Source organism: Stutzerimonas stutzeri (genome assembly GCF_002909485.1).
GTDB classification, from domain to species: Bacteria; Pseudomonadota; Gammaproteobacteria; order Pseudomonadales; family Pseudomonadaceae; genus Stutzerimonas; species Stutzerimonas stutzeri_AH.
This window is the reverse complement of record NZ_PPXG01000003.1, coordinates 434,475-447,192: the sequence shown is the minus strand read 5'-3', so window position 1 is coordinate 447,192 and position 12,718 is coordinate 434,475. Positions and strand designations below refer to the sequence as shown.

At 62.9% G+C, this 12,718-nt stretch carries 11 protein-coding genes; 7 read left to right on the top strand and 4 right to left on the bottom strand.

Annotation, left to right across the window (positions count from 1 at the left end; genetic code table 11):
• The first annotated feature begins 143 nt into the window (after positions 1-143).
• Complete coding sequence (locus tag CXK91_RS09515; RefSeq protein WP_103455908.1) at positions 144-887, top strand: hypothetical protein; 744 nt, start codon at positions 144-146, stop codon at positions 885-887.
• A 5-nt stretch (positions 888-892) separates the two neighbouring features.
• Here the strand turns inward: CXK91_RS09515 and CXK91_RS09510 are convergent, their stop codons facing one another.
• From CXK91_RS09510 to CXK91_RS09500, 3 genes are all read right to left on the bottom strand, one after another.
• Positions 893-1,417 (bottom strand): DUF962 domain-containing protein, encoded by a 525-nt coding sequence (locus tag CXK91_RS09510; RefSeq protein ID WP_103455907.1) that lies wholly within the window; start codon positions 1,415-1,417, stop codon positions 893-895.
• 102 nt (positions 1,418-1,519) lie between these two features.
• Entirely contained in the window at positions 1,520-3,085 is a 1,566-nt protein-coding gene (locus CXK91_RS09505; protein ID WP_103455906.1) for a methyl-accepting chemotaxis protein, read from the bottom strand.
• 171 nt (positions 3,086-3,256) lie between these two features.
• Positions 3,257-4,780 (bottom strand): 3-hydroxyacyl-CoA dehydrogenase, encoded by a 1,524-nt coding sequence (locus CXK91_RS09500; RefSeq protein ID WP_103455905.1) that lies wholly within the window; start codon positions 4,778-4,780, stop codon positions 3,257-3,259.
• 117 nt (positions 4,781-4,897) lie between these two features.
• On the opposite strand from CXK91_RS09500, the gene CXK91_RS09495 reads away from it, so the two are divergent.
• Together CXK91_RS09495 and CXK91_RS09490 are read left to right on the top strand one after the other, a co-directional pair.
• Positions 4,898-5,341, top strand: a complete 444-nt coding sequence (locus CXK91_RS09495; protein WP_103455904.1) for a PaaI family thioesterase — start codon at positions 4,898-4,900, stop codon at positions 5,339-5,341.
• Positions 5,342-5,344: 3 nt separating this feature from the next.
• Positions 5,345-6,688 (top strand): hypothetical protein, encoded by a 1,344-nt coding sequence (locus CXK91_RS09490; RefSeq protein ID WP_103455903.1) that lies wholly within the window; start codon positions 5,345-5,347, stop codon positions 6,686-6,688.
• Positions 6,689-6,694: 6 nt separating this feature from the next.
• On the opposite strand, the gene radC is transcribed toward CXK91_RS09490, so the two are convergent.
• Positions 6,695-7,369, bottom strand: coding sequence for a RadC family protein (radC, locus tag CXK91_RS09485; protein WP_103455902.1), 675 nt, complete (start codon positions 7,367-7,369; stop codon positions 6,695-6,697).
• A 138-nt stretch (positions 7,370-7,507) separates the two neighbouring features.
• On the opposite strand from radC, the gene coaBC reads away from it, so the two are divergent.
• From coaBC to argB, 4 genes are read left to right on the top strand one after another with little or no spacing between them, the layout of a single operon-like run.
• A complete protein-coding gene (gene coaBC, locus CXK91_RS09480) occupies positions 7,508-8,716 on the top strand; it encodes a bifunctional phosphopantothenoylcysteine decarboxylase/phosphopantothenate--cysteine ligase CoaBC (RefSeq protein WP_103455901.1) in 1,209 nt (402 codons plus the stop codon).
• A gap of 1 nt (position 8,717) precedes the next feature.
• Positions 8,718-9,173 carry a dUTP diphosphatase gene (gene dut / locus CXK91_RS09475; protein ID WP_103455900.1) on the top strand — a complete coding sequence of 152 codons (456 nt, stop codon included), beginning with the start codon at positions 8,718-8,720 and terminating at the stop codon, positions 9,171-9,173.
• 41 nt (positions 9,174-9,214) lie between these two features.
• Complete coding sequence (locus CXK91_RS22995; protein ID WP_103455899.1) at positions 9,215-11,788, top strand: phosphomannomutase/phosphoglucomutase; 2,574 nt, start codon at positions 9,215-9,217, stop codon at positions 11,786-11,788.
• Positions 11,789-11,804: 16 nt separating this feature from the next.
• A complete protein-coding gene (gene argB, locus CXK91_RS09465; RefSeq protein ID WP_103455898.1) occupies positions 11,805-12,707 on the top strand; it encodes an acetylglutamate kinase in 903 nt (300 codons plus the stop codon).
• Positions 12,708-12,718: the final 11 nt, after the last annotated feature.

The window sequence follows — 12,718 nt, the reverse complement described above, 5'->3', positions numbered from 1 at the left end:
AACGCTGCATGATCGCGCCTGAATAGCATCAAACCGCCACAAATCATTCTTTGGGGTGATACCACTTAGCCAGCCGTCCGTTAGGCTCAGATGGCTGCTGCCACGCACGCATCGCTTCTATAAAAATAAAAAGGAGCACGACAATGGATCGTTTAACTCGCTTCTGGCTGTTACTGATACTCGGAATGCTGCCCGCTTTTACTGAAGCGTCCCAAGCCGAACCCCCGTCCGATCTGCAAAGCATGCAGATCCACGCCAACCGCGCCACCAGCAGCTTGCTGCTGTACCGTGGTGAAGGTTTCCAGAAGGCGCATCTGCTACGCCTGGAAGAAGACATTCGCGCGCTGAACACGGCCATGCTGAATGTCGCCAACCCCACCACCGCCTTGCGCGAAAGCCATCAGGTGCTGCAGGCGCGCCTGCGCGAAGGCGCAAGCTTCGGCTACGCGGAAGACGACATGCCCTGGGGCTGGCCGTTGGAGATGAGCAAGGCGTTGCGGGACTTTCTCACCGCAGCCCGTTCGCAGCAGGGCGCCGACACCCAGGCCGAACTGCCGGCAAAGGTCGAGTATCTGGCGGTGCAGTACCTAAGCCGCGCCTACATCGGCTCCTTCGAAATCGCTCGCGAACAGCCTGACACCTATCTCGGCCAGGATGAACGCCATCTGGTGCCGGCGATCAATGCCCAACTGGCCGAACTGGACGACAAACGCGACCCAGCGTTGGCCAAGCTCAAGACCCGCTGGGACTTTCTCAAGGTCGCCCTGGAGGACATGAATAGCGGCAGCAATAACTTCACCACTGCGTCTGGGCGACCCTTTGCGCCGATCATGGTCGATCGCCATACCCGCAGCCTCAGCGACCAGTGGATGGCCGCCAAGCCCTGAGTGCTTCAGCCGTGAGCGGCTGATTGGCGCAGGCGCACCGGACCGACACGCGCTTCGATCGCAAGGCGCAGCGGCTCGCGCAAGCGGAGCATGAAGCCAAGCTCGGCCGCGACGAACAGCGGACCGATGATCAACCCCGTGAGGTCGTCGACGAATGCCGGTTTGCGTCCCTCGAAGTAATGCCCAACGAACTGGATGATCCAGCCGAGCACGAACAACCCCACTCCGACTCCCAGCCACAGCATCGTCGTCGCACTGGCGAGCCCTGCGCCCAGCCAGACGCATAGCAGCAACACGGCGCTCATCAGCAGGCCATAGCGCAGATCTAGCCGTAGATAGAACACTGCCGCCGCGAGCGAAACCAGCGCCGCCGGACTAAGCCACAAGCCACCCCACTCGACACCGGGCCGTGATAGCAGCACGGCCACGGCAAGCACGATCAGTGGGATTCCGATGAAATGGGTGAGTAGGTTGCGCGGGTCGCGATGATAGGCCGCGTACTGCGCCAGGTGTTCGGTTAGGGTTTTCATTGACGGCGCCTCGGCAAGTCATATCCGCCAAGCTTAGCTGCCCAGCGCGTTTGCACCCCCGCCAGCCGCAGGGCAATCACGCCAACATCGATGGTGGCCAGGCTATTCCTCGGGGCGGTAGCCCAGGCGAAGGCCGCCCCAATGGCGCCCACCCACCATGATCGGCACGGAAAGATCGTGCATCAGCTCACCGGTGTCGCGGCTGTATGTCTGCAGCAGCACACGGCGCTGATGGCTGCCGCAGCGACCGCCCGTACGATCATTGAACAGGCGCTTGCCGCGGCTTTTGACCCGGTCGATTTCCGGTTTGCCCACCGGTGGCTGATTGAACGCGCGGTTATGCGTCGGCACGTAGCCTTCGGGCGTCGTGGCGATGGCATACACCAGCGCCGAGTGCTGCTGCAGCAGAGGTTCCTGAATCGCAGGTAGCACCTCATCGGTATAGCGGTCGAAGCGGGTCTGATATTTCACCGGATCGGTATTGGGTTGCGCTCGATAATTACGATCGAACAGGTCATCAAGAGTGACTCTCCCTGCCTGGATATCCGCCTCGAACCGCTCGGCAATGGCCGCTGCGCCCCGACGAGCCAGATCGAAGATGGCCTGGTGATAATCGTCGAGCTGAACCTCGGCCAACTGCTCGCTGGCACTCTCGGCTTGAGCCACGAGGCGCTCGGCCGCCAGCTCGAGCTGACGCGTTTGCTTCTCGCTATCCAGAGCGTCAGTACGCAGTTGATCGAGGGCGACGAACTGCGCGGTCAGCCGTTGATGATTGTCGGCGGTTCCGGTGGTGATTTGCTCCACTTGGCTTTCCACACTGCCGGCCAAGCCAGCAATACCACTAAGCTGCTCGCCGGTTGCAGCGATCTGCTCTGCCGCGGCGTCCAGCTCGCTGGCCTGGCGCTGGATATAGCTGACCACCGCCTCGCTCTGCTGACGGATGTCGGCGACCATACGGCCGACCTCTTCAGTGGCGCTGGAAGTGCGCCCTGCCAGGCTGCGCACTTCGTCGGCAACTACGGCAAAACCGCGGCCTGCTTCCCCGGCACGCGCGGCCTCGATGGCTGCGTTGAGGGCGAGCAGGTTGGTCTGGCTGGCGATGGATTGGATCACGTCGGTAATTCGGCGGATTTCTTCAGTCCGCGCCGAAAGCCCGTCGATCAGTTCGCGACTGGCATGGGTCTGCGCGCTGAGCTGCTGCATACGCTCGATCGCTCGCTGTAGCTCGCTTTGCCCGGCGTCGCTGCGCTGGCGCACAGCCTGCGCCGCATCCAGCGTGTGCCGGGCCCGCTCAGCGCTGTCCTGTTCGGTGGCAGCAATGGCCTGAGCACCGTTGGCGATTTCGCTCACTGCCTGCAACTGCGACTTCAGCCGGATAGCCAGCTGCTCGGCACTGAACGCGACCTGAGCCGCAGACAGGGCGTTATGACAGGTGTTGCGCGAGAGATTCTTGGTCAGCTCGGCGAAGGCCTCAGGCGCATCGCCAGCATTTGAAGCACTACGCTCCGCTGCAGTCCAGGCGGTAAACCAGGGCCACATAGCCGCGCCTAGCAGCAACGCAGCGGTCACCAGCAACGGCGGCGCCAACCAGTAATGCACGAGCAGCAGACCGATTATCAGCACGGCGTGCAGCAAGACAGCCTTGGGGTGGCGGTAGACGGGGCTCATGGCAGGCCTCTTGTTCTTGTCGGATCGATCCGACGTTGTACGCATACCCTCCAATAAAGAACAGTAGTGCCTTAGTAGCAACGTGCCGTCATCGGAGGCTCACTCCAGACTTAACGGCCGCGCTCGAACAAACTGAAGGTATTCGGGTACGCCTCCGGTCGCCCTCGGGCGTTACGCATCGAGCGGCCTGTCCGGCGCGGTCAGAGGTAGCGAGAGCTGCACCCGCCGGCGCAACCAGGGGCTCGGACGATAACGCGCCTCGCCGCCGTAGCAGTCCTGCATGGCTTGCAGGATGGCGAGAATTCGAGCCGCGCCGTAATGCTCGGCGAATCCAAGCGGCCCCTTTGGATAGCCCAGCGCCAGGGTGATCGCACGATCCAGCGTCTGTGGATCGGCGATGCCCTTTTGGGCGATTTCGCAGCCCAGGTTGACGATACTCGCCACTACCCGCTGGCTGACGAAACCGGGCGAGTCGTTGATCACCTCGACCGGCACGCCATCGTTGCTCAGTGCTTGGCGCGCCTGCGCTTCGAGAGCAGGGTCGAGCGCCGGCTGGCGCATCAGCACCCGGCGCCGCTCGAAGTCGGCAAACAAGTCGAAGGCGATACTGCGCGTGGTGGGCAGATCCAGTCGAGCGATCATCGTGCTGGCATCCTCACCCAGCGGCGTGATCAGGCAGATGGCGCGCTCCGACGGTCTCTCGCCGGTTTCGAGCTGCGTACCGGCCTCACGCAACAGAGCCGCCAGCCGGCCACGCAATTCGGCATCCCGACTGTCCAGCCAGAACGGACGCTCGACGGTTACCGGCGGCCATTGGGGCTCCGGCGTGCGGATCTGCTGACCGCTCTCGTAGCGGTAATAGCCCTTGGCGGTCTTGCGCCCGAGCAGGCCGGCGGCGACCCGCTGCGCGGCCTGATAGGACGGCGTATAGCGCGGGTCCTGATAGAACTGCTGATACACCGACTCCATCACCGCATGGGAAATATCGAGGCCCGTGAGATCGAACAGCTCGAACGGCCCCATGCGGAACCCCGGCCCATCGCGCAGGATGCGATCGATCTGCTCGGCACTGGCAATGCCCTCGGCGAGGATGCGCTGCGCCTCGGTGCTGTAGGCGCGACCGGCGTGGTTGACAAGAAAGCCAGGGGTGTCCGGCGTAACGGCAGGAAAGTGACCCGCCTCTTCAGCCAGTTTCACCAGTCTATCGATGACTTGTGAATCGCTGCGCTCACCGCACACCACCTCCACCAGCTTCATCAACGGCACCGGGTTGAAGAAATGAAAGCCTGCCACTCGCTCCGGACGTTGGCAGGAAGCGGCGATGCGCGTGACCGAAAGCGATGATGTATTGGTCGCCAGAACCGCGTCCTCGGCGAGCAGCGCTTCCAGCTCGACGAACAGCGCCTGCTTGGCATCAAGATCCTCGACGATTGCCTCTATCACCAGATCGCATCCGGACAGGTCGATCAGCGCAGGTGCCGCCTGCATGCGCGCGAGCGTGGCGTCCAGCTCGGCGACGGTCAGGCGTCCCTTGGCCACACCGCGCTCGAGCAACTCACGGTTGAAGCGCAACGCTTCACTGATCGATTCGCTGCGTGCATCGTGCAACCGCACCTGCTTGCCGGCGCTGGCAAACAACTGCGCAATGCCGCGACCCATAGCTCCAGCGCCGACGATACCGATACGGTTAAACATGTAGACCTCCTCAAGCTCAAACCTTATTTCGCAGTGCGGAATGCCATTCCATCGAATTGACCGTGAGCGTAAAGACTGCCAATCTCCAGCGCAAGTCAGCTGCCAAATCACCTGCTCATGCCTGAACAGCCCTACCCCGCCGCCACGTTGCTAGAAGTGGAAAACTCTTTGACCGGGTTCTTTCAGGATCTCGGCTGCCGCCTCATCGAATACGGCCCGGAACGAGTAGTGGTCGAACTGCTAATGCTGCCACGTCACCTGAACAACGCCAGCAACCTGCATGGCGGGGTTACGGCTACCCTGCTGGACGTGGCCATGGGCCTCTGCGGGACCTGGGTCGAACAGCCGGAGCAGCGCCGCGTGGCGACCACGCTGTCAATGAACGTCAACTTCAGTGCTCCGGCGCCGGTCGGCAGTCGAATTCGGGCCGTCGCTGTCAATCGGTCCACCGGACACAAGGTGTTCATGGCCAGCTGCGACCTGCTGGATGAGGAAGACCGGTTGCTGGCGTTCGGCGAGGGTGTCTACAAGCGCGGCAAGCTGCGCAACGAGCTGTCCTGAACGATGCGTGCGCTGCTGCCGCTGGCGCTCATCTGCGAGCTGCTCGCCTTGGTTACACGCATGTCACTATTGAGTGTGATCAGCGCTGCGCTGCTTGTGCTGTTCTTTGCCTGGCACTGGCGTTCGCTCATGCCCTATCCGCGCCGGCTCGGGCTGGTCACCCTGAGCCTATTCGGCTATTGGATACTGTTCGATGAACCCGACTGGCAGCAGGCCGAGCGGATGCTCTCGTCAGCAGCTTACTACGCCGCCTTTATCGGTGCGCTCGGGCTTGCCCATTGTGCGGTGAAACGGCTACCCCAGCTTGGCGAACTGCACCGACTGCTATTGCATCAGCCCCGCTACAGCCTTTATCCGAGCTATCTGTTCAGCACCTTCGCCATCAGCTCGGTGCTGAGTTTCGGCATGCTCAATCTGGTCTGCGGCTCGCTGGAACGCCATCTGGATCGGAAGTCGTACAGCCCGACGCAGCGTCGCGAAGGGGCCAGAGGGGTGATGGTCACGGCGCTCCGTGGTTTCGCCCTCGTGCCGCTGCTGGCCCCCACCAGCGTGGCCGTGGCGATTCTCACCCGTGAGCTGCCGGGGCTGAGCTGGAGCACCCTGCTGCCGTTCGGCCTGCTCTGCGGGTTCATTCTGCTGCTGGTGGGCTGGCCGATGGAAAATCATCGGTTGCAGCAGCTGCAGCAAGCCGATGCCCCAGCGGACGATTCAAAAACTGCTGGGCCGGCAAGCGGGCTGCGCAATCTGCTGTATGGCAGCCTGCTCGGCATTCTGCTGATCACACTGCTCGCCAACCTGACCTGGCTCTCAGCGACCCAGGCCGCCATGCTGCTGGTGCCGCTCACGGTGGTCGGGCTGTTGCTATACCAAGGCGGTTCACTCGCTTCTGTTTATACCGAGATGCGGGACACCCTGGCAGGAATGCGCAACGAGACCTTCATCTTTGCCTGCTCCGCTCTGCTCGGCGGCGTTACCGCCGTGCTGATACCCGTGGAACGACTGGCGAGCCACTTCGGCAGCACGCCACTGGCGCTCTTCGGGCTCGGTAGCGCTGGCATGCTCACAATCATCGCCCTGGCCTTGCTCGGCGTCGCACCGATCATTTCGCTGAGCCTGTGTGCCGCACTGCTCGCGCAGCTTGCCGGACACGGTGTGGCGATCATGCAGCCAGCGGTGGCGTTGCTGATCGGCTTCTCGCTGGCCATGCTGCTGTCACCATATGGCCCGTCAGCGCTGATGCTGGCACGCCACGCCCAGTTATCCCCGTGGCGTATCGCCTTCGGCTGGAACGGCCGTTTCGTGCTGCTGGTGCTTGGCCCACTGCTGCTGGTGCCGCTGCTGACATAGCAACGATCACATCCAGCCGTACTCGGCCATCGAAAGCGGCTCGCCATCACCGACGATGAAATGGTCGAGCACCCGCACGTCGATCAGTGCCAGTGCCTCTTTCAAGCGCTGAGTCAGCTGACGATCTGCCTGACTGGGTTCAGCCACACCGGACGGGTGATTGTGCGTGAGGATGACGGCAGCTGCGTTTTGCGCCAGCGCACGCTTCACCACCTGCCGCGGATAGACGCTGGCGCCATCGATGGTGCCGTGGAACAGCACTTCGAACGCCAGTACACGATGCTTGGAATCGAGAAACAGGCAGCCGAACAGCTCATGCGGCTCATGACGCAAACAGGCCTTGAGGTAGTCGCGCACCGCCTGCGGCGACTCAAGCGCGGAATCGCGCCGCAGCCGTTCGGCCAGATGCCGTCGCGCCATTTCCAGCACGGCCTGCAGCTGTGCGAATTTCGCCGGCCCCAGCCCCAGGTGCGCGCTGAATTGAACGAGATCCGCCTCCAACAACGCCCGCAGGCTGCCAAACTCGGCCAGCAAGTGGCGGGCCAGATCCACCGCGCTTTTTCCAGCGACGCCGGTGCGCAGGAATATCGCCAGCAATTCGGCGTCGGAAAGCGCGGCTGCGCCCTGTTCGAGTAGCTTCTCCCGCGGGCGCTCCGCCGCGGGCCAGTCACGTATGCTCATGTCACCTCCCTGTCGAGCAAGCCCACTTTTCCACTGTGGGCGCTGTGCTATCTTAGCCCGTCATTTTTCCGGGGTATCAGGCGAGTTCAGACCTGGTTCTCACTCCGGACAGTCCCTACAAGATAACAAGGCAGGCCTATGCAGCGGCTGTATCGTAAACGCATCGTCCTGGGCGTCGGCGGCGGCATCGCCGCCTACAAGAGCGCCGAACTGGTCCGCCGCTTGCGTGACCACGGTGCCGAAGTCCGGGTAGTGATGACCCAGGGCGGGCGAGAGTTCATCACACCCCTTACCCTGCAGGCGCTGTCCGGTCACCCGGTCCATCTGGACCTGCTCGACCCTGCCGCCGAAGCGGCGATGGGGCATATCGAATTGGCCCGCTGGGCCGACCTGATATTGATCGCTCCGGCTACCGCCGATCTCATGGCCCGCCTGGCCCAGGGCATCGCCAACGACCTGCTGACCACCGTGGTACTGGCGACCAACGCCCCGGTTGCCCTGGCGCCGGCAATGAACCAGGCCATGTGGGCCGACCCTGCCACCCAGGCCAATCGTGAACTGCTACTCGAACGCGGCATCCGCCTGTTCGGCCCCGGCTCTGGCAGCCAGGCCTGCGGCGATGTCGGCATGGGCCGCATGCTCGAAGCCGAGGAACTGGCCCAGGCCGCTGCGAACTGCTTCGATACCGGCCTGCTGACCGGACGGCATTTGCTGATTACCGCCGGGCCGACTCAGGAAAACATCGACCCGGTGCGCTACATCACCAACCACAGCTCCGGCAAGATGGGTTTTGCCCTCGCCGAAGCCGCCGCCGAAGCCGGCGCTCGAGTTACGCTGGTGACCGGCCCGGTGTTTCTGCCAACACCTGATCGCGTGCAACGAATCGACGTGGTCAGCGCCCGCGATATGCTCGCCGCGTGCGAGGCCGCAATGCCCTGCGACATCCTGGTCGCCGCCGCTGCAGTAGCCGACTACCGCCCGGAAGTGGTGGCACCGCACAAGCTGAAGAAAGACCCCAGCACCGGTGACGGCCTGCTGCTGCAGATGGTTCGCAACCCGGACATTCTCGCCACCCTGGCCGGCCGCCCGGATCGGCCGTTCTGCGTCGGTTTCGCCGCCGAAACCGAGAACCTGCTGGAATACGCCACGCGCAAGCTACGGGACAAGAATCTCGACCTGATCGTTGCCAATGACGTGGCCAACCCCAGCATCGGCTTCAACAGCGAAGACAATGCCGTCAGCGTAATCGACCGCCAGCAACACGAAACCCGCTTCGGCCAGGCCAGCAAGGGAAATATCGCCCGCGCGCTGGTGGCCTTCATCGCCGACCGCTACAAAGAGTCCTGACATGCACGCACTTCAAGCCAAGATCCTCGACCCTCGCCTCGGCAAGGACTTCCCACTACCCGAATACGCCACACCGGGGTCGGCCGGCCTCGACCTGCGCGCAATGCTGCAGAACGATACCGTGCTGGAGCCGGGACAGACGCTGCTGATTCCGACCGGACTGTCGATCCACATTGCTGATCCAGGGCTGGCCGCGCTGATTCTGCCTCGTTCGGGGCTGGGCCATAAGCACGGCATCGTGCTCGGCAACCTGGTCGGGCTGATCGACTCGGACTACCAGGGCGAGCTGATGGTGTCCTGCTGGAACCGCGGCCAGAGTGCATTCACCATCGCCGTCGGCGAGCGCATCGCGCAGCTGATGCTGGTGCCGGTAGTGCAGGCCCGCTTCGAGCTGGTCGACAGTTTTGACAGTAGTGATCGCGGTGCTGGCGGTTTCGGGCATTCCGGCAGCCACTAAGTAGCACGCCCCGTTACCTTCAGGATGATTCGAGGAGCTTCATGGCACTCTTCAAGCGCACCGCCAAGGATTCAGGCGTACTGAGCCCGGCCAACACCCGCAGCAAGCGCAGCGGTTTCGATATCAAGCCGCTGCTTGGTGGCCTCGTCAGTAGTCTCATCGGTATTGGAGCCGCTGCTACCTTGCTCTGGCTGGGCCTGCAGAATGCTCAGGAGCAACAACAGACGCAGCTCGCCAATGCCTGGGGACAGAGTCAGGCTAGCGCCTTGCAGCATGCCCTACGGCAGCTGCAGAACGATACCCTGGCCGCGGTGAATCAGCAGCAGTTGGCCGATGCACTACGCGGCGACGTCGAGCGCAAAGGCGAAGCTGAGCAGCGATTGCTGGAACTGCCGGGTGTGATCGACGCACATCTGAATGTACGCGGCAGAGCTGTGCCGGAAGCCAACCGCCCAGGCCCGTTGAACTTCGCCGCGCTCGATCTGCTGCAACGGGTCGAAGCCGGCCAGGCGCCCACGCCGGAAGCCTACAAGGTCGACAACCGCTGGCTGCTCTACAGCGCGGTGCCGCTGCGCGCAGAAGGCCAACAGGCCATACGCGGCACCCTGCTGCTGGTCAGCGACCTTGAACGGGTACTCGCAACGCTTCCGACATTGCCCGCCGGGGCCGGACAGTTACGCCTGACCCAGCAGTTTTCCGGCGCACCGGAACAGCTGTTGCTGCAGCGCGGCACGGCAGGCGACGCGGCTACAGCGATGGTTCTCGATAGCGGCAACCCCAACTGGAAACTGGCATACATTCCAGGCAGCGAAGCGGCACAGGCGAAACTCACGCCCCTGCACCTGATAGCGGCCGCACTAGTGGCCCTTGCAGGCATGCTGATCGGCTTGCAGCTGGTGCTCGGCGCTCAGCAACGCAAGCTGCGCGAAGACGTATTGCAGATCAGTCGCCTGCTGCAGGAACTCTCCACCGGCAAGACCATCCAATTACCGGCCTTGAGCCTGCCGGTCCTCGACGCACTGGCCAGGAACATGGTCCGACTGCCCGTCCGCTCTGCCGGACCGGCTCCGACTCAGGCACCCGCCGCGGCTCAAGTCGTCCGGCCAGCCAAACCTACCGAGTACGTCGATCCGCGCTTGCCGGAGACCGATATTCTCGACATCGACATTCTCGACGAGGACCAGGATATTTTCGGCCTCGACACCAAGGAGCGAGAAACCGCAATGAGCAGCGCCAAAGCCCCGAATTTGCCCGCCAGTATTTTTCGTGCCTATGACATCCGCGGCGTAGTCGGCGACAGCCTGACCAACGAAACGGCCTACTGGGTCGGCCGTGCGGTCGGCTCCGAGAGCCTCGCCAAAGGGGAACCCAACGTCTCGGTCGGTCGTGATGGACGCCTGTCGGGCCCGGAACTGGTACAGCACCTCATACAAGGCCTGCTCGACAGCGGCTGCGACGTCAGCGATATCGGCATGGTGCCGACCCCGGTGCTGTACTACGCCGCCAATATTCTCGCCGGCAAGTCCGGCGTGATGCTCACCGGCAGCCACAACCCGCCGGACTACAACGGCTTCAAGATCGTCATCGCGGGCGACACGCTGGCCAACGAGCAGATTCAAACCCTGCGCAAGCGCATCGAGACCAACGACCTGTCCAGCGGTGTCGGCAAAGTCGAGCAGGTCGATGTGCTAGAGCGTTATTTCCAGCAGATCCGCAGCGACATCGCCATGGCCAAGCCGATGAAGGTGGTGGTCGACTGTGGTAATGGCGTAGCTGGCGTCATCGCCCCACGCATGATCGAAGCACTGGGTTGCACCGTGATCCCGCTGTACTGCGACGTCGACGGCAACTTCCCGAACCACCACCCGGATCCGGGCAAGCCCGAGAACCTGGTCGACCTGATCGCCAAGGTCAAGTCCGAAAAGGCCGATCTGGGCCTGGCGTTCGACGGCGACGGTGACCGTGTCGGCGTAGTCACCAATGCCGGCACCATGATCTATCCGGACCGCTTGCTGATGCTGTTTGCCAAGGATGTGGTTTCGCGCAATCCCGGCGCTGACATCATCTTCGACGTCAAATGCACACGCCGCCTCACCCCGCTGATCAGCGGCTACGGCGGTCGTCCGGTCATGTGGAAAACCGGTCACTCACTGATCAAGAAAAAGATGAAAGAGTCCGGCGCGCTGCTGGCTGGCGAAATGAGCGGCCACATCTTCTTCAAGGAGCGCTGGTTCGGTTTCGACGACGGCATCTACAGCGCCACGCGCCTGCTGGAAATCCTCAGCCAGGACAAGCGCGACGCCGAGCAGGTATTCGCCGCGTTCCCCTGCGATATCTCGACACCCGAGATCAACATCACGGTGACAGAAGAAAGCAAATTCACCATCATGGACGCCCTGCAACGCGACGCTCAGTGGGGTGAAGCCAACCTGATCACTCTCGACGGCGTGCGGGTCGACTATCCCAAGGGCTGGGGCCTGATTCGCGCCTCGAACACCACACCGGTACTGGTGTTGCGCTTCGAAGCCGACAGCGAAGAAGAGCTCAGCCGTATTCAGGACGTCTTCCGCGGACAGCTGCTGCGCGTTGCACCCGACCTCAAACTGCCGTTCTGATCCTGCGGAGCCCTGCATGACCCTCAGCCGTGAAGCTGCCACCCAATTCGCCAAGGTACTGTCCGAAGCGCTGCCCTACATCCGCCGCTTCGTCGGCAAGACGCTGGTCATCAAGTACGGCGGCAACGCAATGGAGAGCGAGGAGCTGAAGACCGGCTTCGCGCGCGACATCGTGCTGATGAAGGCCGTCGGCATCAACCCGGTGGTAGTGCACGGCGGGGGTCCGCAGATCGGTGACCTGCTCAAGCGCCTGAACATCGAAAGCCACTTCATCGACGGCATGCGGGTCACCGACAGCCAGACCATGGATGTGGTGGAAATGGTGCTCGGCGGGCAGGTCAACAAGAGCATCGTCAGCCTGATCAATCAGCATGGCGGCAGCGCCATTGGCCTGACCGGCAAGGACGCCCGCCTGATCCGCGCCAAAAAGCTCAATGCGACCCGCCAGACACCCGAGATGACCAAGCCGGAAATCATCGACATCGGCCATGTCGGCGAAGTCACCGGCGTCAACGCCGAGCTGCTGGAAATGCTGGTGAAGGGTAACTTCATCCCCGTAATAGCCCCGATCGGCGTCGGCGACAAAGGTGAGTCCTACAACATCAACGCCGACCTGGTCGCCGGTAAAGTCGCAGAAGCGCTGAAAGCCGAGAAGCTGATGCTGCTGACCAACATTGCCGGCCTGATGGACAAGCAGGGCAGCGTGCTGACCGGCCTGTCCACCGCCCAGGTCGACGCACTGATCGCCGACGGCACCATCTACGGCGGCATGCTGCCGAAGATCCGCTGCGCTCTGGAAGCGGTGCAGGGCGGCGTCAACAGCGCGCATATCATCGACGGTCGCGTACCCAACGCGGTGCTGCTGGAAATCTTCACCGACGTGGGCGTTGGCACGCTGATCACCAACAGCCAGGCCTAAAGGCAGGCGCA